This window comes from Hyphomicrobiaceae bacterium, from assembly GCA_041397645.1.
Taxonomy (GTDB): Bacteria; Pseudomonadota; Alphaproteobacteria; order Rhizobiales; family Hyphomicrobiaceae; genus Hyphomicrobium_B.
Map to the genome: position 1 here is coordinate 2,491,611 of JAWKWE010000004.1, position 24,293 is coordinate 2,515,903.

The following is a 24,293-nucleotide window of genomic DNA, read 5'->3' on the forward strand; positions in this document are numbered from 1 at the left end:
TCACGCCTCCTGCTTCTTCAGGAAGAACGCTGCAAGCGAGATGAAAAGTGGGCTATATGCGGCAAGAACGATGAGATCGAGCGCAAGATCGCTGGAGTTCAATCCCTTGGTGAAGGCCCCCACGCTCAAGTGCATGTAGTACGTCGCCGGCCACAGAAGTCCGGCAACATGCGCACCACCTTCGAGCGTCGAGACCGGCTGTATCATGCCGGAAAACTGCATGGTTGGTAGCATCGATAGGATGCTTGTGGCAAACACGGCAGCGACCTGCGAACTTGTCAACGACGAAAGCAAGAGCCCCCAACTCGTGGTTGCGGAGATAAAGAGTATCGCACCCAGGAAAAGCGTAATGAATGAGCCATTGAGGGGCACCTGCAAAAGAAAGACAACGAGCAGCGTCAACACCAAGAAGTTTACGGCGCCGATGACGATATAGGGCAACTGCTTGCCGACGAGGAACTCGATCCGATTGGTCGGCGTGACATAGAAGTTGGTGATCGTTCCAATCTCCTTCTCGCGCGCCATGCTGACCGCCATGAGAATGGCGGGAAATAACAAGAGCAGCATGGCCGGCGTTTTCGGCCCAATCGAGTAGATCGTTTCGAATGAAGGATTGTAGCGGTAGCGCGGCTCCAAGGAAACGTTTGCCGCCGCGTTTGCGTCAACCCCGGCGGAGCGCGCCAGTTCCGTCAGATATTTTACGTGCGCGGCCGTTACATAACCTGCAATCGTCGCCGCGCGCGTTGTGTTTGCGCCATCAATCCAGGCTGAAACAGAGACCGGCTGTCCGCGCTTCAGGTTTCGCCCGAAGTCAGGCGGAATCTCGATAGCGAGCGTGATGTCGCCGGACCTCAGGCGCTGTTCAAGCTCATCTTGCGACTTGATCTCGGGCTTTTCGATGAAATAACGCGACCCGGAAAAGCTGCTTAAATAGTCCCTACTTTGCGGCGTCTGGTCGAGATTCATGGCGGCAAAGTTGAGATTGCGCACATCGAGCGAAATGCCATAAGAAATGACGATCAGCAAAATCGAGCTGCCAAGAAATGCGAACGCGAGGCGAACCGGATCGCGAAGAACCTCCATCATCTCGCGATAGCTGAAGGCCAGAAGACGCGACAAGCTGAATCGATAAACCTCACCCCTATTCCCGCTTGCTGTGTCGGCCTCTAAGGGTTGCACCGTCAGAGTTTCGGCGGCAACGTTCTGCTCTGCCGTCTCGTCGGAGGCCTCTTCAATATAGGCGATAAACGCATCCTCAAGAGACGCGGCGCCTTTTTCTTCTACCAAGTGCGCTGGCTGGCCATAAACAAGTACCCGCCCAGCGTGCATCAGCGAGACACGATCACAGCGGAGGGCTTCATTCATAAAGTGCGTGGAGATGAAAATCGTCACCTTGTCCCGGCGAGACAGTTCTACGAGAAGCTCCCAGAACTCATCACGAGCCACCGGATCAACGCCCGACGTCGGCTCATCGAGGATAAGCATTTCCGGCTCGTGGATGACCGCAACCGCAAGTGAAAGCCTCTGGCGCATACCGAGCGGGAGCGACGAAGCGAGCACATCCAGTTGATCGGCGATCCCGAAGCGCGTCACGAGTTGGCGTATGCGCTCGGTCGTTTTGGCGGCACTTAGATGGAAGAGCCTGGCATGAAGCATAAGGTTCTGGCGGACGGTCAATTCACCGTAGAGCGAAAACGACTGCGACATGAACCCGACGCGCTTGCGCGTCTCGATATCGTTGGCATCCACCGGCTTGCCGAACAGGAAGGCTTCGCCTTCGGTGGGCGGCAGCAACCCAGTCAACATCTTCATTGTGGTGGTCTTGCCGCAGCCGTTCGATCCAAGAAAGCCGAAAATCTCCCCGCGCTCGATTTCAAAGCTGACGTTATCGACTGCGGTGAAACCGCCGAAACGGCGCGTCAGCCCTTTTGCGACAATCGCGGGCACGCCATCCGCCATTTCCCGCGGTGGGATCACAAGCTCTCCCTGCTTCCTGCGCCGATGTTTCGGCAACAATTGAACGAAAGCCGCTTCAAGGGCGGTCGTCGCGGTCTGCTCCTTGAGTTGTGCAGGCGTGCCGGTTGCGAGAATGCGGCCAGCGTCCATTGCCACCAGCCAGTCGAAGCGTTCCGCTTCGTCCATGTAGGCGGTGGAAACGATGACGCTCATTCCCGGCCGCTCCTTTCGGATCGCGTCAATGAGCACCCAGAACTGACGCCGCGAAAGCGGATCGACACCCGTTGTAGGCTCATCGAGGATGAGCAGATCCGGATCGTGAATCAGCGCGCAGCACAACCCTAGCTTCTGCTTCATGCCGCCTGAGAGCTTGGCCGCAGGGCGGTTGAGAAAAGGGAACAGACCCGTTGCCTTGGTCAGCCTGTTGATGCGCGCGCGGCGTTCTGCTGAACCCTGCCCGAAGAGGCTTCCGAAGAAGTCGAGGTTCTCCTCGACACTCAGTTCCTGATAGAGGTTTTTGCCCAACCCCTGCGGCATGTAAGCGATGCGCGGACCAACTTCGCGTCGGTGCTTGCTAGACGCCATATCGCCGTCCAGAACTTCGAGCTCGCCGACCTGCAGTTTGCGCGCACCCGCAATCAGACCGAGCAATGTCGATTTGCCGACACCATCGGGCCCGAGAAAACCAACCATGCATCCCGAAGGCACATCGAGCGTCACACCCGACAGGGCACGAACGGTCTTATAGACGTGCGTAACGCCCATGATGCGTACAATCGGATCGCGCTCAGGCTTCATGAAACCGGCTTCAAGTTATGATCGATCAAGGCCTGCCAGGTGAACTTGCGCTACCCGCATCGCTGGCAGGCTCCGCCGCAGCCGGTGGATGACTTGGCGGCAGCTTCTGCAGGAAGTCGGGCCAGGGCGACGGCTCCACTCCGGGTGGAAGCGAAAGTCTGACATACGCGACACCGCGAACGCCGGTCTTCACGCGCTCGATGTAATTCATCACCAGTTCGGACGGCACGCGCACCTTCACTCGGAACACGAGCTTCTCACGCTCGCTCGCGGTCTCCACCTGCTTCGGCGTGAACTGCGATTCCGGCGAGACGAAGCTGACCGTCGCAGGAATCGCCACATCTATCACATCCAGCTTGATGCGGGCTTCGGCACCAACATTCACACGGTGCGCCTGCGCCGCAGGAAGAAAGACTTCCAAGTAAACGTCAGACAAATCGACAAGCGTCAGAATCTTGCCACCCGCGCCGACCACCTCACCGGGCTCGGCTAACCGATAAAGCACACGTCCGACTGTTGGCGACCTCAATGTGCAGTCGTCGATTTCGGTCTGAATCTCCTTGGCGACCGCACGCGCCGCATCAATGCTGCGTTGTCGAGAAACAAGCATCGCTTCGGCCGAAGCCACATTTGCCTTTGCGACCGCGCTCTGACTGACCCGGGTATCATAGACCTCCTTTGAGGTGTGGCCCTTGTCGACGAGGCTTGAGGACCGCGCCAGCTCCTGATCGGCGAGGAGGAGCTGTGCTTGTGCCTGGGAGATTGCCGCCTCAGCTGCTGCGGCTTGGCTTTGCGCGCTGGCAATGTCAGCTTCAGCTTTCAGAGCCTGCGCCTTGAGTTGCGCCACGTCGATTTGGGCAAGTACGTCGCCCTGTCGGACAAGGTCGCCTTCGCGCACGCTCACGCTCTCTACGCGCCCTGCGATCTTGGTCGCAACATCGACCTGTACGGCTTCAATGCGTCCGTTACCCCAGGCGATATCCTCGGGCAAAGAGGTGCCGTTGCCGCCAAAAAACAAATAGCCAAGGCCGCCCAGCACAATGGCCCCAGCGGCCGCCATGAGGTAGTTCGTCCGCAAGGCTCCTGCTCCATGAGAACGTTTATACGATTGCCCGCTGCACTATAAGCATAAGTATAGGCAGGCGCGGAACCATTGCCATAGGCCATAGCGACTGACAACGATAGCTTTGATGGAAGCACCCAGAACCCGGCATGGATCTGACAATCGTTCAGGTTTTGGGGGCGTCAGCTGGTTGGCCGGCCCCGGCCGTGTCAAAACTTGAGGTAAAATGTCGGCCCTAGTCGCGTGCATGCGTCAGCCGCCTGCCATCACGGCTTCCGGTATCTCAAACCGCTCAGAACCGATGGTGACGGTGAATAGATCGCTGTTCTTTTCGGTTTTCATCTTGGCGCCGCCATCCGCTTGGCTTTCATCGACCCCAGCAAAACCGCGGGAGGTCATGGCGTCAATCGCCTTTACAGCGTCCATACCTTTGAGGTCCTCGATTGGGACTAAGCCTCCTGAGCCGCCACCTGCAGTGCCGCCGCCCGTCACACCGATCTTAATCGTATATCGCGAACTCTCGTTGCGCCGCGCGGCATTCCTCATCAGGTATACCCGGACACGATAGTCGCCCGGTTGAGAAAGGCGCTGTTCGTAGTCGTTGCCACTGGAAGAGCCGACAAAGAGCGCAGTCTCGCCCGTCGGCGGTAGGACATTGAAATAGTTGGAGGCATTGCTGGCGGTGAGCGACCGACGCCGACGATGTAGTCAATATACTGATCGCCCGGCTTGAACTGATTTTCTTTGTACGAACACTTTTGGCCCAGGCGCTTTTAAGCTCAGCCTTCTGGACGCTAACGGCATATCGCTACTTCTCGACAAATGCCTTCTCGATGACGAATTCCCCGGAGGTGCTCGCGCTGCCTTCGTGAAATCCCAGATCCAGGAGGTAGGGCTTTATTTCGTGCAGCATCTCAGGGCTACCGCACAGCATGACCCGATCGAGGTCTGCTGACAGGCTCGGTGTGGAAATTTCCGAGTACAATCGGCCCGACTTCATGAGATCCGTAATGCGTCCGCGGTTCTTGAAAGGCTCACGCGTAACGGTGGGGTAGTAGACGAGCTGCTCGCGCACCAGTTCCCCTATGAGTTCGTGTTTCGGCAATTCGCTCGTAATAGTCTCGGAATAGGCGAGTTCAGCGATATTCCGGCATCCATGCACCAACACAATTCGCTCAAAGCGCTCGTAGGTGGACGGGTCACGGATGATGCTCATGAAGGGCGCAAGGCCGGTTCCGGTTGCAAGAAGGTACAAGTTGCGGCCAGGACGCAGGTGATCGATAAGAAGCGTCCCAGTCGGCTTTTTCCCAACAAGGATCACATCGTCCCTATCGATATGCTGTAGGCGGGAAGTGAGCGCACCATCGGGAACCTTGATGCTCAGAAATTCCAGATGATCATCATAATTCGAGCTGACGATGCTGTACGCGCGGGTCACAGGGCGTCCATTGTGTTCAATGCCAATCATGACGAACTGCCCGGACTCGAAGCGTAGCGACGGACTGCGGGTCGTTCGGAAGCTGAAGAGTGTATTGGTCCAATGCTGGACCGATTGCACCCGTTCACTTGTGAATGCACTCATGGCTGCGAAACTCACAATAGAGGGCCGTGCCGGCCGAGGACGACCGGCGAAACGCCAGAATTGGTTCAAGACGTGCCTGTCGGGCTGAGGCGTCTGGCGCCGATCGCTCACGGCGCCAGACTTCCCGTCAGTTGGCTCGGCTCACCTGCACAAGATTGTCCGAGAACGAGGGCGCGTGGCCCATGTCCGTAAATTCTGCCGAACTGATACTGTTGACCGTTCCATCGTTGAGCTGACGCCAGTATCCCAGCGAAGCAACCACAACGCCCGGATTGACGTCACCGGTAATCCGCGCGACGCCCTTGAAAGCACCGCGACTGTTTTCGACTTTCACGCGGTCTCCCTCGACGATACCGCGCGATTCAGCGTCCGCTGCATTGATCAGAACGAACTGATCACCCTGCCCTTTGATCTTCTGTTCCATATTGGCGTAGCAGGAGTTCAAGAAGCCGTGGCTCTTCGGCGATACGATATTGAGCGGATATTTCTTTGCTAGTTCTGGATTGGTGGCTGCCGTCTCGCGCGGGCCCACGTAATCGGGAAGCGAGTCGAGCGGCTCTCCAGGCTGGAAGCCTTCGTACATTTGACGGAAAGGACCAGCGACGAAGTTGCTGGCACCTTCCACGAGGAAATGGCACTTGCCAGTTGGCGTTGGGAAGTTCCCTTCCTTGTGACGCGCGCGATCATCCTTGGTGCCAACATTTAGCCGCGCATACCCGTGCTTGCGCAGATAGTCGAGATCGATGCCTTCGCACGCGGGTGCCGACCAATCGACATAGTTCTCAAGGCACTCGCTATCCGACCATTTGAAGTTTTCCTCCTCGAAGCCCAACCTGGCCGCAAGCCGACGGAAGATTTCGTTGTTCGGGATTGCCTCTCCCGGGCTTTCTGCACACTTGGCGTTGTAGGTGAGATAGAGATGGCCCCAAGACAGGATCATGTCTTCCATCTCCGCGCCCATCGATGCAGGCAGCACGATATCGGCATAGGACGCGGTGTCTGAAATGAAGTGCTCGGCAGAGACGAGGAAGAGATCCTCGCGCATCAGTCCTTTGACGATCTTGTCCGTCTCCGGTGCCTGCGTAACGGGGTTCGAATTCCAGCACATCATGGATTTAATCGGTGGGTCGAGCGGGATCTCGCCCGTCAACGCGCGGCCAATTTGAAGATTGTTGACCACGCGCGTTCCCGGCGGGATCAGGTCTGGGCGGCAGATGACGTCGAACTTGTAGGGATGTTCCCAGACCGAGAATTGGGTGATCCCACCTCCAACGTGACGCCAGGCACCGGTTAATGCCGGAATGCAACTGACAGCGCGAATAGTCTGGCCGCCGCCGTAATGGCGCTCGAGAGCCACGCCGATGCGGATGGCGGCCGGCTGTGTCGTAGCCAATTCGCGTGCGAGCTTCTTGATATCGGCAGCAGGAACACCGGTGATCTTCTCCGCCCACTCCGGTGTCCGCGTACTGGCCCGCTCCTTCAACTCGTCAAACCCGACCGTGTAATTGTCGACATAGTCCTGATCCACGAGCCCCTGTTCGATGATCGAGTTGACGAGCGCCATTGCTAGCGCGCCATCGGTGCCAGGCTTCGGGCAGATGTGCCAGTCGGCTTCCTTGGCGGTCCGCGATGCATAGGCGTCGATGACAACGACCTTTGCGCCGAGCTTTTGAGCATCCCTGACGATCGCCCAATGATGGAGATTAGTACTGACGCTATTGCAGGCCCAGATCACGATGTACTTCGAGTGGATATAGCTCTCCGGGTCGACGCCAGCGGTTGGCCCTAGTGTCAGTAGCCAGGCCGTGCAGGAGCCTTCACCGCAGAATGTGCGCTCGCATACGGTCGCACCAAGACGGTTGAAAAACGCATCTCCACCATTAAGGCCATGCACCAGACCTTGATGTCCGAGGTAGCTGTAGGGGATGATCGCCTGTGGACCGTGCTCCGCGATAATATCTTTCCAGCGCGACACGATCTCGTCCAACGCCTCATCCCACGTGATGCGCTCGAACTGCTTGGAACCCTTAGGCCCGGTCCGCCGCATTGGGTAGAGCACGCGGTCAGGGTGATAGTGGCGCGACTCGTAATCCTTGAGCTTCACGCACAGGCCGCCGCGCGTCATGGGATGGTCGGGATTGCCCCGCACGCTCTTGAGTTTGTTCCCTTCCACCTCGAACAACATCGAGCAGGTATCGGGACAGTCATGAGGGCAAGCACCGAAGGACGTTGTCGTCGAGACACGCTCGTTCATGGTTTTCCTCGCATTTACTTGTTTCGACTGCGCAGCGCGCCGGTCGCGCAAGCCACGTGGCTTCAGAAAAGCCGAAGAATTGGCGCTAACCAAGTGCCAAAAGCAAAAAATTTATAGGGCCAAGGAGTTTGACATATTGATTTTGCAGTCGCACTCCCTCACCTTGGCACCACTAAACAGCGGTTCTTGGCACTAGAGAGACCCCGAAAATTGCTCTATTATCTGGCCAAACGAAGAAGTATCGGTTCGAGGAAAATCCGGCTTGGACCTTAATCTGTCGCTCGATCCAGAGGCTGCCCTTTCCCTTCAGGCCCAGCTTTTTGAGCAGGTGCGCGAACTCATCCTCAGCGGCGTTCTGAAAGGCGGCGGCGCTTTGCCCCCCAGCCGCCACCTCGCTCAGTCCTATCGCATCTCTCGAAACACCGTCTCGCTCGCCTATGACCGGCTGATTAGCGAAGGCTATGCGAGTTCGCGAGGCACCGCCGGCGTATTTGTCTGCGAGGTTCTTCCGGAGGAGACATTACTCGTTTCGGGGGTACCGCAGAAACGGCTTCTCGATGTTCCACAAGATGACGAGGCCGAGCCAGTCCTGTGTTTCGCCGGAAGCCCCGGCGGCGGTAATGACCGTCCCGCAATCGACTTCTGGGTCGGCCGGTCGGATCCAGCGCTATTTCCAATCAGGACATGGCGCAGCTTGATCAACAAGCGGCTCTCATCGGGAAGCGGTCATTTTACCGACTATAGCGATCCCGCAGGGCTGCCCGAGTTGCGCGAGGCTATCGCAAATCATCTTGCGCAGGCGCGAGGTATGCATGTTTCGCCAGAGCAGATCATCGTCACCAATGGCGGACAGGATGCGCTAAACCTTATTTATCGCCTCGTCGCCAATCGCACGACACAGCTGTGCATCGAAAATCCTTGCTATCTGGGTGCGTCGTTCCTGTTTCAGAGCACCGAAAAAAAGATCCACCCTGTTCCCGTCGACGAAGATGGGCTTCGGGTTGACGACTTGCCTCAGACCAAAGGCAGCCTCCTCTACGTCACGCCTTCGCATCAGTTTCCAACGGGCGTCACGCTTACGCTCAAACGCCGTATCGCGCTGTTGCAATGGGCGCAGGAAACCGACAGCCTGATCATAGAAGACGATTACGATAGTGACTTTCGCTACGACGGCCCGCCCCAAACGGCACTTGCCGGCCTCGACCGCAGTCGCAAAGTCTTCTACATGGGCACGTTCTCAAAATCAGTCGGTGCAGGCATAAGATTGGGCTTTGCCGTGCTCCCTCGGGAGTATTGGAACAAGGCGCGGATGCTGAAGGCGCAAATGAGCAACGGCCAAAGTTGGCTGGAGCAAGCCGCGTTAGCTGATTTCCTATCCCAAGGGCACTTCTACAGACACTTGCGCCGCTCCCAGCACGCTTACAAGCTGCGGCGGGACTGTCTCGTCAAAGCGTTGACCGCGACGTTTGAATACCCGGTTATTTCAGGAACAGCGGCAGGTCTGCATTTAACTTGGCGGCTGCCGCAAAACTGTCCGCCCGCAAGCATCGTCCAGATAAGTGCTCGGCAGAACGGCGTTGGGGTGTACTCTTTGAAGAGCGGAGCCTCGTTCGATTTCAATCCAAAGGCGCGAGATGACGTCCTTCTGTTCGGCTACTCGTCGATCCATGAAGAAGAAATTACAAAGGCAGTTGCCATCCTTCAGAAAGTTCTTCATCGCGCAAAGCCGCAAACAGCAGCGGCCGAATAGATGCCACTAGCCCTCACTAGAGCAATGTGAGCAACGGTGGCCACCAAGAAGGTGGCGGCTACGAGCCTCTTCCGTGTCACTCATCCGCATGGGTCGGTGGCAACGTCGTCGATCGGCTCAGTCTGAAGAAGGCGTAGAAGTAGCCGAGCCACAGGATAACAGAAAGGCCATAGAAGACGATCGTGCGCAGCGACCAAAACGGCCATGAGCCAGCGGGTCCGATCGCAATCACGTTTGGATACCAACTGAAGAGTGTGGATCGCCAGCGATTCCACATGAGCGTCATTTCCGTATCGCGCGCCTGGGCGGTTTTCGCATCATTGAAGACACGCTCGCTGTTCCGCTTCAGCCACCACCAGGAATCGTCGTTGACGAGTTCAAGCCCTCGGTCGGATCGATTACGCATGTAGATATATTCGACATCGGACGTATTCCCGCGAGCATCGGGATCGCTGCGACGTACCTCCGTTCCTGTGATGACGCCCGTTGTCCATGTTGGGCGTGCGTATTCCCATCCAAACCAGAGCGGGATACCCAAGACGAGCGCAGCGACTGCCAATACTGCATTCCCCCGTCGCCACAAGCTAAACGCAAGCACGAGGATTGCGAGAAGGAAAAAGTAACCGATCGACACCCAAGCCTGTAGCATGGCCTAAACCTCTTCTAACCTCGATGCGGTTTCATCGTCGTGCAACACCCTCAACTTTGTGCTCTCCCCAAATCTCGCGAACCGGGCAGATGATGTTCGCATAGCCGCAGCGTTCACGCGACGAAAATCCTGGTCAAGGCCGTTCACTCGCTGATTCGATGCATGCCACATAGCCTACGCGCTCAAAATAGCGCTGAAAGGCTCGATCGAGCGCGCACCGTCGCGTTGGAGACAGCTGAATCCCCACTCGCCAAGTGGAATGGGTCGGCGAAGTTCCTCCTGTCCCACATCAACGGATGTGTGTCAGATTTAGAGACTTGAAGGCCGGATTCGTGATCAAAACTCTTCCCGACGGGTGGCCGGGAAGTGGACGCAGCAGCCCACTCGAGCGTCGCGACGTCCGTCGGGCTACTCACCAGCACCATTCGGCCGACGAAAACTTCGCATCGCGCTCGGTTGCCTGCGTAGCGTAGTATCGATCGTCGCCATCCAAAAGCTCGTACCAGCGCGGCAACGACAAAGCGTGGGGTCGCAGATCTCCTAAGGCGTCAACGCCTTACCCAACGACTCAATCTGTGCAAATGTCAGCATCGGGGGCGCGTTGATCTGGTCCTTGAATAAGCGTGGCGTATTGAGGCCTTCCTTCCAGTTTTGCGGCCGGATTTCGCCAGTGATGGCGTCAATCTCTACCCGCTCGATGACGACGGTTCCGTCGGAATAAACGGCTTCGATTTTGAGCTTCAGGGTTTCTGCGTCGGCTGCGCGACGACCAATAAAGAGCCCATTGTCGGCGCGTTGCAGCCAGTCCGGAATCTCGGTTCCGTCGCTGCGCGTCACGCGATAATCAACGATACGACGGGTTCCGGCCTCTATCGTATTCGAAATCTGAATGATTAGAGTGCCGTCACACACCGAACTGTCTATCACGATCTGCTCGCGATCGCTGAGGCCGCCTAGATTGCCAGGCACGTTGTGACGCATGGAGAAGCCGAGAAGAGGTTCGGACATTCGAAAGAGCCTAACGTCGGCCAGCCCGGCTCTTGCGGCTAACTCTCTGGACCGCTCGGCAGCGATGACCTCTAACACACTTCCTCTGTTGCCAAGGGTGCAGATACCGTTCAGTGACCTGGCGCTGTTTACGGACGCAAGCACAACACCATCGGCGCCAAGGCTGCCAGCGATTGATCGCAGGGATTCAATGTCAAAAACAGCTTCGATGACCGCGCCGTCAGCGACTAGCGCCTCCCGCGGAGCAATTGCTTCGGGATACGAAGGCCATTCAGGCCCTTCGAAGCCAAAGACCTCTGATTGGTAGACATAGTCGTTCGCTGCGACATCGATGGTCACGAATGCCTTGGCTCGGCCACCGTCGCTGTCATCTATCCAATATGTGATGCGATCCTTTCCGATGTACCCGGGTTTCGGTGTGTACCGAAGCGAGCCGTCCGCGAGAATTTGGACGCTTCCGTGGGCCGCCTGCGCCGCCACAACCGAAATAGGGTCACCATCAGGGTCGGTATCGTTGTCAAGAACGTCGATAACCGTGGCGCGCCCAGCTACGGTTGAAGCGGTATCGCTCTGCGCGATCGGCGCCGGATTCTCTATCGACCAATCCACCGTACGTGTGGTCTTGCCGCCGTGACCGTCGTCGACGGTAAACGTTACAGTATAGGGACCGCTGTTCGAAGAATCATGCTTCAAGGTGCCGGATACTACGCCGGAGTTCGGGTCAATAGCCAAGCCTGGCGGGAGACCTGAAGCTGTGTAGGTAACTTGGTCACCATCAACATCACTTACTAACCGAGATACGTCGAATTCAATCGTCTGACCGTCGCTTGATTTGGGCGGTATGAACGGGCCAATGACAGGCGCATCGTTCACAGCCGTGACCGTGATCGACACCGTCTTCGTCACGCTGCCGCCCTGCCCGTCGCTCACCGTATAGGTGAAGCTGTCGGGCCCGTGGTAGTTCGCATCCGGCGTATAGATGTAGCTGCCGTCACCCGCCACGCTCACCGTACCGTGCGCAGGATCGCTCGCCTTGCTGAAGCTTAAAGTATCCCCGTCAACGTCCGTCGCCGTCAGCGTTCCCGTGAAGGCCGTATCCTCGCTCGTCACAACGCTCTCGTCCGACGCAACCGGCGCGTCGTTCACAGCCGTCACAGTCAGCGACACCGTCACAACACCGCTGTCGGACTGGCCGTCGTTCGACTTATACGTGAAGCTGTCGGAACCGTGGTAATCCGCGTCCGGCGTATACGTGAACGAACCGTCACCGTTCAGCGTCAGCGTTCCGTGCCCCGGGCCCGTCACCACAACCGCGCTCAGGCTGTCGCCGTCAACATCGCTGTCGTTGACTAGAACACCAGGCGCCGCAACCAGCAGCGTCGTATCCTCTGACGTCGTATAGCTGTCACCCGAAGCGACAGGCGCATCGTTCACAGCCGTGACCGTGATCGACACCGTCTTCGTCACGCTGCCGCCCTGCCCGTCGCTCACCGTATAGGTGAAGCTGTCGGGCCCGTGGTAGTTCGCATCCGGCGTATAGATGTAGCTGCCGTCACCCGCCACGCTCACCGTACCGTGCGCAGGATCGCTCGCCTTGCTGAAGCTTAAAGTATCCCCGTCAACGTCCGTCGCCGTCAGCGTTCCCGTGAAGGCCGTATCCTCGCTCGTCACAACGCTCTCGTCCGACGCAACCGGCGCGTCGTTCACAGCCGTCACAGTCAGCGACACCGTCACAACACCGCTGTCGGACTGGCCGTCGTTCGACTTATACGTGAAGCTGTCGGAACCGTGGTAATCCGCGTCCGGCGTATACGTGAACGAACCGTCACCGTTCAGCGTCAGCGTTCCGTGCCCCGGGCCCGTCACCACAACCGCGCTCAGGCTGTCGCCGTCAACATCGCTGTCGTTGACTAGAACACCAGGCGCCGCAACCAGCAGCGTCGTATCCTCTGACGTCGTATAGCTGTCACCCGAAGCGACAGGCGCATCGTTCACAGCCGTGACCGTGATCGACACCGTCTTCGTCACGCTGCCGCCCTGCCCGTCGCTCACCGTATAGGTGAAGCTGTCGGGCCCGTGGTAGTTCGCATCCGGCGTATAGATGTAGCTGCCGTCACCCGCCACGCTCACCGTACCGTGCGCAGGATCGCTCGCCTTGCTGAAGCTTAAAGTATCCCCGTCAACGTCCGTCGCCGTCAGCGTTCCCGTGAAGGCCGTATCCTCGCTCGTCACAACGCTCTCGTCCGACGCAACCGGCGCGTCGTTCACAGCCGTCACAGTCAGCGACACCGTCACAACACCGCTGTCGGACTGGCCGTCGTTCGACTTATACGTGAAGCTGTCGGAACCGTGGTAATCCGCGTCCGGCGTATACGTGAACGAACCGTCACCGTTCAGCGTCAGCGTTCCGTGCCCCGGGCCCGTCACCACAACCGCGCTCAGGCTGTCGCCGTCAACATCGCTGTCGTTGACTAGAACACCAGGCGCCGCAACCAGCAGCGTCGTATCCTCTGACGTCGTATAGCTGTCACCCGAAGCGACAGGCGCATCGTTCACAGCCGTGACCGTGATCGACACCGTCTTCGTCACGCTGCCGCCCTGCCCGTCGCTCACCGTATAGGTGAAGCTGTCGGGCCCGTGGTAGTTCGCATCCGGCGTATAGATGTAGCTGCCGTCACCCGCCACGCTCACCGTACCGTGCGCAGGATCGCTCGCCTTGCTGAAGCTTAAAGTATCCCCGTCAACGTCCGTCGCCGTCAGCGTTCCCGTGAAGGCCGTATCCTCGCTCGTCACAACGCTCTCGTCCGACGCAACCGGCGCGTCGTTCACAGCCGTCACAGTCAGCGACACCGTCACAACACCGCTGTCGGACTGGCCGTCGTTCGACTTATACGTGAAGCTGTCGGAACCGTGGTAATCCGCGTCCGGCGTATACGTGAACGAACCGTCACCGTTCAGCGTCAGCGTTCCGTGCCCCGGGCCCGTCACCACAACCGCGCTCAGGCTGTCGCCGTCAACATCGCTGTCGTTGACTAGAACACCAGGCGCCGCAACCAGCAGCGTCGTATCCTCTGACGTCGTATAGCTGTCACCCGAAGCGACAGGCGCATCGTTCACAGCCGTGACCGTGATCGACACCGTCTTCGTCACGCTGCCGCCCTGCCCGTCGCTCACCGTATAGGTGAAGCTGTCGGGCCCGTGGTAGTTCGCATCCGGCGTATAGATGTAGCTGCCGTCACCCGCCACGCTCACCGTACCGTGCGCAGGATCGCTCGCCTTGCTGAAGCTTAAAGTATCCCCGTCAACGTCCGTCGCCGTCAGCGTTCCCGTGAAGGCCGTATCCTCGCTCGTCACAACGCTCTCGTCCGACGCAACCGGCGCGTCGTTCACAGCCGTCACAGTCAGCGACACCGTCACAACACCGCTGTCGGACTGGCCGTCGTTCGACTTATACGTGAAGCTGTCGGAACCGTGGTAATCCGCGTCCGGCGTATACGTGAACGAACCGTCACCGTTCAGCGTCAGCGTTCCGTGCCCCGGGCCCGTCACCACAACCGCGCTCAGGCTGTCGCCGTCAACATCGCTGTCGTTGACTAGAACACCAGGCGCCGCAACCAGCAGCGTCGTGTCCTCTGACGTCGTATAGCTGTCACCCGAAGCGACAGGCGCATCGTTCACAGCCGTGACCGTGATCGACACCGTCTTCGTCACGCTGCCGCCCTGCCCGTCGCTCACCGTATAGGTGAAGCTGTCGGGCCCGTGGTAGTTCGCATCCGGCGTATAGATGTAGCTGCCGTCACCCGCCACGCTCACCGTACCGTGCGCAGGATCGCTCGCCTTGCTGAAGCTTAAAGTATCCCCGTCAACGTCCGTCGCCGTCAGCGTTCCCGTGAAGGCCGTATCCTCGCTCGTCACAACGCTCTCGTCCGACGCAACCGGCGCGTCGTTCACAGCCGTCACAGTCAGCGACACCGTCACAACACCGCTGTCGGACTGGCCGTCGTTCGACTTATACGTGAAGCTGTCGGAACCGTGGTAATCCGCGTCCGGCGTATACGTGAACGAACCGTCACCGTTCAGCGTCAGCGTTCCGTGCCCCGGGCCCGTCACCACAACCGCGCTCAGGCTGTCGCCGTCAACATCGCTGTCGTTGACTAGAACACCAGGCGCCGCAACCAGCAGCGTCGTGTCCTCTGACGTCGTATAGCTGTCACCCGAAGCGACAGGCGCATCGTTCACAGCCGTGACCGTGATCGACACCGTCTTCGTCACGCTGCCGCCCTGCCCGTCGCTCACCGTATAGGTGAAGCTGTCGGGCCCGTGGTAGTTCGCATCCGGCGTATAGATGTAGCTGCCGTCACCCGCCACGCTCACCGTACCGTGCGCAGGATCGCTCGCCTTGCTGAAGCTTAAAGTATCCCCGTCAACGTCCGTCGCCGTCAGCGTTCCCGTGAAGGCCGTATCCTCGCTCGTCACAACGCTCTCGTCCGACGCAACCGGCGCGTCGTTCACAGCCGTCACAGTCAGCGACACCGTCACAACACCGCTGTCGGACTGGCCGTCGTTCGACTTATACGTGAAGCTGTCGGAACCGTGGTAATCCGCGTCCGGCGTATACGTGAACGAACCGTCACCGTTCAGCGTCAGCGTTCCGTGCCCCGGGCCCGTCACCACAACCGCGCTCAGGCTGTCGCCGTCAACATCGCTGTCGTTGACTAGAACACCAGGCGCCGCAACGAGCAGCGTCGTGTCCTCTGACGTCGTATAGCTGTCACCCGAAGCGACAGGCGCATCGTTCACAGCCGTGACCGTGATCGACACCGTCTTCGTCACGCTGCCGCCCTGCCCGTCGCTCACCGTATAGGTGAAGCTGTCGGGCCCGTGGTAGTTCGCATCCGGCGTATAGATGTAGCTGCCGTCACCCGCCACGCTCACCGTACCGTGCGCAGGATCGCTCGCCTTGCTGAAGCTTAAAGTATCCCCGTCAACGTCCGTCGCCGTCAGCGTTCCCGTGAAGGCCGTATCCTCGCTCGTCACAACGCTCTCGTCCGACGCAACCGGCGCGTCGTTCACAGCCGTCACAGTCAGCGACACCGTCACAACACCGCTGTCGGACTGGCCGTCGTTCGACTTATACGTGAAGCTGTCGGAACCGTGGTAATCCGCGTCCGGCGTATACGTGAACGAACCGTCACCGTTCAGCGTCAGCGTTCCGTGCCCCGGGCCCGTCACCACAACCGCGCTCAGGCTGTCGCCGTCAACATCGCTGTCGTTGACTAGAACACCAGGCGCCGCAACCAGCAGCGTCGTGTCCTCTGACGTCGTATAGCTGTCACCCGAAGCGACAGGCGCATCGTTCACAGCCGTGACCGTGATCGACACCGTCTTCGTCACGCTGCCGCCCTGCCCGTCGCTCACCGTATAGGTGAAGCTGTCGGGCCCGTGGTAGTTCGCATCCGGCGTATAGATGTAGCTGCCGTCACCCGCCACGCTCACCGTACCGTGCGCAGGATCGCTCGCCTTGCTGAAGCTTAAAGTATCCCCGTCAACGTCCGTCGCCGTCAGCGTTCCCGTGAAGGCCGTATCCTCGCTCGTCACAACGCTCTCGTCCGACGCAACCGGCGCGTCGTTCACAGCCGTCACAGTCAGCGACACCGTCACAACACCGCTGTCGGACTGGCCGTCGTTCGACTTATACGTGAAGCTGTCGGAACCGTGGTAATCCGCGTCCGGCGTATACGTGAACGAACCGTCACCGTTCAGCGTCAGCGTTCCGTGCCCCGGGCCCGTCACCACAACCGCGCTCAGGCTGTCGCCGTCAACATCGCTGTCGTTGACTAGAACACCAGGCGCCGCAACGAGCAGCGTCGTGTCCTCTGACGTCGTATAGCTGTCACCCGAAGCGACAGGCGCATCGTTCACAGCCGTGACCGTGATCGACACCGTCTTCGTCACGCTGCCGCCCTGCCCGTCGCTCACCGTATAGGTGAAGCTGTCGGGCCCGTGGTAGTTCGCATCCGGCGTATAGATGTAGCTGCCGTCACCCGCCACGCTCACCGTACCGTGCGCAGGATCGCTCGCCTTGCTGAAGCTTAAAGTATCCCCGTCAACGTCCGTCGCCGTCAGCGTTCCCGTGAAGGCCGTATCCTCGCTCGTCACAACGCTCTCGTCCGACGCAACCGGCGCGTCGTTCACAGCCGTCACAGTCAGCGACACCGTCACAACACCGCTGTCGGACTGGCCGTCGTTCGACTTATACGTGAAGCTGTCGGAACCGTGGTAATCCGCGTCCGGCGTATACGTGAACGAACCGTCACCGTTCAGCGTCAGCGTTCCGTGCCCCGGGCCCGTCACCACAACCGCGCTCAGGCTGTCGCCGTCAACATCGCTGTCGTTGACTAGAACACCAGGCGCCGCAACCAGCAGCGTCGTATCCTCTGACGTCGTATAGCTGTCACCCGAAGCGACAGGCGCATCGTTCACAGCCGTGACCGTGATCGACACCGTCTTCGTCACGCTGCCGCCCTGCCCGTCGCTCACCGTATAGGTGAAGCTGTCGGGCCCGTGGTAGTTCGCATCCGGCGTATAGATGTAGCTGCCGTCACCCGCCACGCTCACCGTACCGTGCGCAGGATCGCTCGCCTTGCTGAAGCTTAAAGTATCCCCGTCAACGTCCGTCGCCGTCAGCGTTCCCGTGAAGGCCGTATCCTCGCTCGTCACAACGCTCTCGTCCGACGCAACCGGCGCGTCGTTCACAGCCGTCACAGTCAGCGACACCGTCACAACACCGCTGTCGGACTGGCCGTCGTTCGACTTATACGTGAAGCTGTCGGAACCGTGGTAATCCGCGTCCGGCGTATACGTGAACGAACCGTCACCGTTCAGCGTCAGCGTTCCGTGCCCCGGGCCCGTCACCACAACCGCGCTCAGGCTGTCGCCGTCAACATCGCTGTCGTTGACTAGAACACCAGGCGCCGCAACCAGCAGCGTCGTATCCTCTGACGTCGTATAGCTGTCACCCGAAGCGACAGGCGCATCGTTCACAGCCGTGACCGTGATCGACACCGTCTTCGTCACGCTGCCGCCCTGCCCGTCGCTCACCGTATAGGTGAAGCTGTCGGGCCCGTGGTAGTTCGCATCCGGCGTATAGATGTAGCTGCCGTCACCCGCCACGCTCACCGTACCGTGCGCAGGATCGCTCGCCTTGCTGAAGCTTAAAGTATCCCCGTCAACGTCCGTCGCCGTCAGCGTTCCCGTGAAGGCCGTATCCTCGCTCGTCACAACGCTCTCGTCCGACGCAACCGGCGCGTCGTTCACAGCCGTCACAGTCAGCGACACCGTCACAACACCGCTGTCGGACTGGCCGTCGTTCGACTTATACGTGAAGCTGTCGGAACCGTGGTAATCCGCGTCCGGCGTATACGTGAACGAACCGTCACCGTTCAGCGTCAGCGTTCCGTGCCCCGGGCCCGTCACCACAACCGCGCTCAGGCTGTCGCCGTCAACATCGCTGTCGTTGACTAGAACACCAGGCGCCGCAACCAGCAGCGTCGTATCCTCTGACGTCGTATAGCTGTCACCCGAAGCGACAGGCGCATCGTTCACAGCCGTGACCGTGATCGACACCGTCTTCGTCACGCTGCCGCCCTGCCCGTCGCTCACCGTATAGGTGAAGCTGTCGGGCCCGTGGTAGTTCGCATCCGGCGTATAGATGTAGCTGCCGTCACCCGCCACGCTCACCGTACCGTGCGCAGGATCGCTCGCCTTGCTGAAGCTTAAAGTATCCCCGTCAACGTCCGTCGCCGTCAGCGTTCCCGTGAAGGCCGTATCCTCGCTCGTCACAACGCTCTCGTCCGACGCAACCGGCGCGTCGTTCACAGCCGTCACAGTCAGCGACACCGTCACAACACCGCTGTCGGACTGGCCGTCGTTCGACTTATACGTGAAGCTGTCGGAACCGTGGTAATCCGCGTCCGGCGTATACGTGAACGAACCGTCACCGTTCAGCGTCAGCGTTCCGTGCCCCGGGCCCGTCACCACAACCGCGCTCAGGCTGTCGCCGTCAACATCGCTGTCGTTGACTAGAACACCAGGCGCCGCAACCAGCAGCGTCGTATCCTCTGACGTCGTATAGCTGTCACCCGAAGCGACAGGCGCATCGTTCACAGCCGTGACCGTGATCGACACCGTCTTCGTCACGCTGCCGCCCTGCCCGTCGCTCACCGTATAGGTGAAGCTGTCGGGCCCGTGGTAGTTCGCATCCGGCGTATAGATGTAGCTGCCGTCACCCGCCACGCTCACCGTACCGTGCGCAGGATCGCTCGCCTTGCTGAAGCTTAAAGTATCCCCGTCAACGTCCGTCGCCGTCAGCGTTCCCGTGAAGGCCGTATCCTCGCTCGTCACAACGCTCTCGTCCGACGCAACCGGCGCGTCGTTCACAGCCGTCACAGTCAGCGACACCGTCACAACACCGCTGTCGGACTGGCCGTCGTTCGACTTATACGTGAAGCTGTCGGAACCGTGGTAATCCGCGTCCGGCGTATACGTGAACGAACCGTCACCGTTCAGCGTCAGCGTTCCGTGCCCCGGGCCCGTCACCACAACCGCGCTCAGGCTGTCGCCGTCAACATCGCTGTCGTTGACTAGAACACCAGGCGCCGCAACCAGCAGCGTCGTGTCCTCTGACGTCGTATAGCTGTCACCCGAAGCGACAGGCGCATCGTTCACAGCCGTGACCGTGATCGACACCGTCTTCGTCACGCTGCCGCCCTGCCCGTCGCTCACCGTATAGGTGAAGCTGTCGGGCCCGTGGTAGTTCGCATCCGGCGTATAGATGTAGCTGCCGTCACCCGCCACGCTCACCGTACCGTGCGCAGGATCGCTCGCCTTGCTGAAGCTTAAAGTATCCCCGTCAACGTCCGTCGCCGTCAGCGTTCCCGTGAAGGCCGTATCCTCGCTCGTCACAACGCTCTCGTCCGACGCAACCGGCGCGTCGTTCACAGCCGTCACAGTCAGCGACACCGTCACAACACCGCTGTCGGACTGGCCGTCGTTCGACTTATACGTGAAGCTGTCGGAACCGTGGTAATCCGCGTCCGGCGTATACGTGAACGAACCGTCACCGTTCAGCGTCAGCGTTCCGTGCCCCGGGCCCGTCACCACAACCGCGCTCAGGCTGTCGCCGTCAACATCGCTGTCGTTGACTAGAACACCAGGCGCCGCAACGAGCAGCGTCGTGTCCTCTGACGTCGTATAGCTGTCACCCGAAGCGACAGGCGCATCGTTCACAGCCGTGATATTGAGGGTAGCGGTGGCAACGCCCACGCCACCGTCAGAGTCCGTTATCTGATACGTGAAGCTGTCGGGCCCGTGGTAGTTCGCATCGGGCGTATAGATGAATGTTCCGTTCGTCTGGAATGTCAACGTACCGTGCGCTGTTCCCGTTACTAGGGAGTAGCTCACGGTGTCCCCATCAGGATCACTGTCGTTAGCCGTTACAGAACCGGAAAGCGGTGTATCTTCAGTTCCGGTGATCGTGTCATTGCCAGCAACCGGTGGCGGATTGGTAGCGGTATAAGTAAAGTCCTTAGTGAAACTGGCGCCTTGGCTATCGGTCGCGGTGACGGAAATCGTGTAAATTCCATCAGACATAGGGCCGCCCTGGGACGCGTCAGAATGAAGCGTGCCCGTTATGGCGCCCGTTGAAGAATTGACCGTCAGCCCAGCAGGAAGCCCGCTCACAGAGAAGGTAAGTGTGTCGGCATCGGGATCAGAAAAGTTACCGCCTACGGCCAAGTTCACGGCTGAGCCGTCTGCACCTGTCGCATTGGGAATTGTTGATGCGACTGGCGCCGGGTTTGTCACAGTCCACGTGAACGTTTGCTGCGTTGTAACACTCGATGCATCAACAGCCGTTACGGTCACGATGTAGGGGCTGGTGGCAGAAGCAAGGTGATCGATCGTTCCGCTTATAATGCCGGTTGAGGTATTTATGGATAGCCCCGCCGGCAGGCCCGTTGCACCATATGTCAGCGTATCACCGTCGACGTCAGAGAAATTCCCAGACAGGTTGAGCGAGATCGCGTCACCATCAGCTGCTGATTGGTTGGCAACAACCATCGAGGTCGGGGCATCGTTCACAGGAGCAACGGATATACTCGCGGTCGCGTCGGCAACCGATGTGAGGCCTGCGTTGTCGATAGCGCTATAGTTGAAGCTCGTAGCCCCGTTCCAGTTTGTACTCGGCTTGAAATAGACCGTCGCGGAATTACTAAGGGCGTTGACTAGCGACCCGATACCAATCGATGTCGTGAGCGTTGCATCACTATAAAGCGTACCGTTCAGCGGCACTGTCGCGATTTTGAAGCTTGCAACCGAGCCATCAACGTCAGTGCCGTTCAATGTAACCGCAATTGTCGTGTCCTCGTTACCTGAGGCGCTAGTCGTCTGCGGCACAGGGGCGTCGTTGACCGAATTCACAGTGATCGAAACCGTGGCCGTTTCGATCTTCCCGCCGGAGGTTACGGTATACGTAAAGCTGTCGCTTCCGAAGTAGTTCGCGTCAGGCGTATATGTTATGGCGCCATTAGCTAGGAAGGTCACGCTGCCGTGTGTCGGCGAACTCACGCTGGTCACACTTGGCGTGCCCTCGAAGCTGTCGGCTGTCGCACCGCCCGTTCCGGTCAGAACGTTAAAGTTCGCGGTGGTGTCCTCGTTCGTCGTAATCGCGTCGGCGGCGATATCCACAACCGGCGTGATCGTAATAGTTGTTACATCTGTATCCGAGAGCGCACCGCCCGCACCGGTGTTTCCACTGTCGTTGGTTGTCATGGTGAGATTAACGGTGCCGTTGAAATCACCAACTTGAACGTAATTTGGGGCCGATGCCGACGCCAGATAGGCGTTGATGTTGCTGAGTGTTCCCGAAAGCTGAAGCGAAGCCGTGTTTGACCCGCTCACCGTCACGCCGCCGGACGATGTCGCCGTGAGGGAGCCCGAGCTGACGGACAGCGTAACCGTGATATTTCCTGATCCCGCATCCACATCCGTGACCGAGAGCCCACTAAGTTTCAGGGCGCCGTCCTCTGTCGCGCTATATGGCGCGATGTGGTTGACAGGCGCGTCATTGATTGGATTGACCGTTACGGTCGCGGTCGCGGTTGCGGAGCTACCGTCGGCATCGGTCACCTTATAGGTGAAGCTGTCGGTTCCGCTGTAATTGCTGGACGGTACGTATGTGAACGCACCGGTCGCGGTATTGAAAGCCGTTAACGTACCGTGGGACGGACCACTAGTGACCGCTACCGACGTGATCGGCGTATCGCCAAGGTCGGTTTCATTTGCCAACACGTTATCGCTGAAAGAGGTATCTTCATTCGTCGTGAAGTTGTCGCCCACCAAATCCGGTACGCGATCGATGTTGATACGGCTTGTTGCTACTCCTGAATTCGTATCTCCGTCATTGACCACGATTTGAATTTGCCGTTGCGTCGTGGATGGTGTGTCGCTGGAGTTTGAGAATTTTATCGCCTTGAGCGCCGCTTCATAATTGGCCTCAGACGCAACGCCGGTGAGCGTCACAGTCGTCGATGTGGCTGTATTCGCCACAGTGGCGGTAATACCGGTCGGCAGCGTGCCGACGCTGAGAACATCGCCTGCCTGCTTATTGGTAAGGGTGATCGTCGCCTGATGAATGTCGGTCGTGGAATCGAAGTTCTGGATCAACGCATCACTGTCGACAATGCTGATCGGCGTGCTCTGCTCGGTATAGGTTGCGTGGTAGTCGGGACCGGTAGCCGTCGAGTTATTCGCATCGAGATCGAGACGTAACGACGATCCAAAATATTCGATAAAGACGGCGCTGTTCCAATTGGCATCGCCGATATCGGTGATTGCCAGATTTACCGTATAGGACTGACCAGTGGCCAGCTTGACGACTGCGCTAAGGGGCACAGTCTGGCCATCGAGAACCTCTGCCGGAGATGCCAAACCTGCATTACTGACAAAGTATCCAGAGTTGGTTCCAGCATTGACGTTGTTAATCGAGACGGGAGTGGATGTGCCGGGGATCAAAGCAAAGTTAGTGTTGCTATAGCTGCCGCCCGACGGATTGGTGCCGGAAATGAAAAATCCGAACGCATCATTGTACGACGAACCGACGTACTCGGGATACTCCTCCGAGCCGAAGACATAGTACACTGCAATTTTGTTGACACCAGCATCAGGCGTAAAGGCGAGCTGAATGCGTGCAACGTCGCGCTGCGTGCCCGTAGATATGGTCTGAAGCGGAGCATAGGTCGTGTTGTCTCCGCTGCCGCTGCCATCCCACTGGTTGCTCGGAGCATTCGGCAAGGTGGCGATATTGCCGGTGCCCAAAACGACGCCGTCCTTGAGGCCCACATTAGAGTCGTTTTGACTAAACGTTCCTACGTATGAGCCATTCGTTCCGTTTGGAAGGGTCAGCGCCGTTATGGTGATCCCTGAGTTTGTCGGCACGAAAGAACTTTGCAAGGTAGCAGTGTTTGTCGTCGCTGTGACAGACAAATTCAGCGTGCCATGCCACTCGTAGTCAGCAACCGTCTTTGCCTCGACGATGCCAATTGACTTTTCCAACACCCAGTTGCCGCCGAGATCACTAGCACCAGTGATATCCGTCGAAGCTGCAACGTCGGCTCCCGTCAGATTAGAGAACAAATTTACAAAAGACTCGCCATCACTGCCGTGAGCAACGTCGCAGCCATAGATAAGAATGTCGCCCGTCTCCGAGAGCGATGCTCCAATTTTAGCCAGCACGTCTGAATGAGCGGCAAGATTGGCGTTTGTCAGCTCTTCAGAACCAAGTTTGAGCGTGGCTTCCGTGCCGTGCGAAATAATGTGAATTGCGCCAATGTCGCTACGAGTTGCAAGATAAGTGGCCATCTGATCGAGTCCCGAAGATGTATCGTCAATAAGGACGATCTCATCGTTCAGGTCGATTGCTGAGATAATCTGCTCAAGATTCTCAACATGCTTGTCGATGAACACTACCGTTGCGGCCGCTTTATCGGCCGGACCCGAAAGCGCTGCAGCGAGTTCGGCATTTCCGGCGTCACCCGCGTCATGAGTAACGTGGGCAGGCTCTGGCACGGCCTCTCCCGCACCGGGGTTACTAGCGCCGCTTGCTTTCGTTGCAGCTTCGTGGCCATCGTTGGTTTGCGATTGGACCGCGTGTTGGTCGGCAGCGGTCACCGCCGC

General features: G+C 58.8%; 8 protein-coding genes. 1 reads left to right on the forward strand and 7 read right to left on the reverse strand.

Annotated elements, in window-relative coordinates; translation table 11 throughout:
- From rbbA to R3D51_11690, 5 genes are all read right to left on the reverse strand, one after another.
- Positions 1-2,754, reverse strand: a complete 2,754-nt coding sequence (gene rbbA, locus R3D51_11670) for a ribosome-associated ATPase/putative transporter RbbA (protein ID MEZ5900136.1) — start codon at positions 2,752-2,754, stop codon at positions 1-3.
- A gap of 25 nt (positions 2,755-2,779) precedes the next feature.
- Entirely contained in the window at positions 2,780-3,832 is a 1,053-nt protein-coding gene (locus R3D51_11675; GenBank protein MEZ5900137.1) for an HlyD family efflux transporter periplasmic adaptor subunit, read from the reverse strand.
- Between the two features lie 237 nt (positions 3,833-4,069).
- Positions 4,070-4,363, reverse strand: a complete 294-nt coding sequence (locus tag R3D51_11680) for a hypothetical protein (protein MEZ5900138.1) — start codon at positions 4,361-4,363, stop codon at positions 4,070-4,072.
- A gap of 262 nt (positions 4,364-4,625) precedes the next feature.
- Entirely contained in the window at positions 4,626-5,399 is a 774-nt protein-coding gene (locus R3D51_11685; GenBank protein ID MEZ5900139.1) for a ferredoxin--NADP reductase, read from the reverse strand.
- Between the two features lie 127 nt (positions 5,400-5,526).
- On the reverse strand, positions 5,527-7,653 hold the full coding sequence (locus R3D51_11690) for a molybdopterin oxidoreductase family protein (protein ID MEZ5900140.1): 2,127 nt from the start codon (positions 7,651-7,653) through the stop codon (positions 5,527-5,529).
- Between the two features lie 262 nt (positions 7,654-7,915).
- Here R3D51_11690 and R3D51_11695 point away from each other — a divergent pair, with 262 nt between their 5' ends.
- Complete coding sequence (locus R3D51_11695) at positions 7,916-9,403, forward strand: PLP-dependent aminotransferase family protein (protein ID MEZ5900141.1); 1,488 nt, start codon at positions 7,916-7,918, stop codon at positions 9,401-9,403.
- 76 nt (positions 9,404-9,479) lie between these two features.
- On the opposite strand, the gene R3D51_11700 is transcribed toward R3D51_11695, so the two are convergent.
- Both R3D51_11700 and R3D51_11705 read right to left on the reverse strand, forming a co-directional pair.
- Positions 9,480-9,962, reverse strand: coding sequence for a DUF1523 family protein (locus R3D51_11700; GenBank protein MEZ5900142.1), 483 nt, complete (start codon positions 9,960-9,962; stop codon positions 9,480-9,482).
- A 630-nt stretch (positions 9,963-10,592) separates the two neighbouring features.
- The gene (locus tag R3D51_11705) at positions 10,593-24,185 is read right to left on the reverse strand and encodes an Ig-like domain-containing protein (protein ID MEZ5900143.1); all 13,593 of its coding nucleotides are present in this window, start codon (positions 24,183-24,185) and stop codon (positions 10,593-10,595) included.
- Positions 24,186-24,293: the final 108 nt, after the last annotated feature.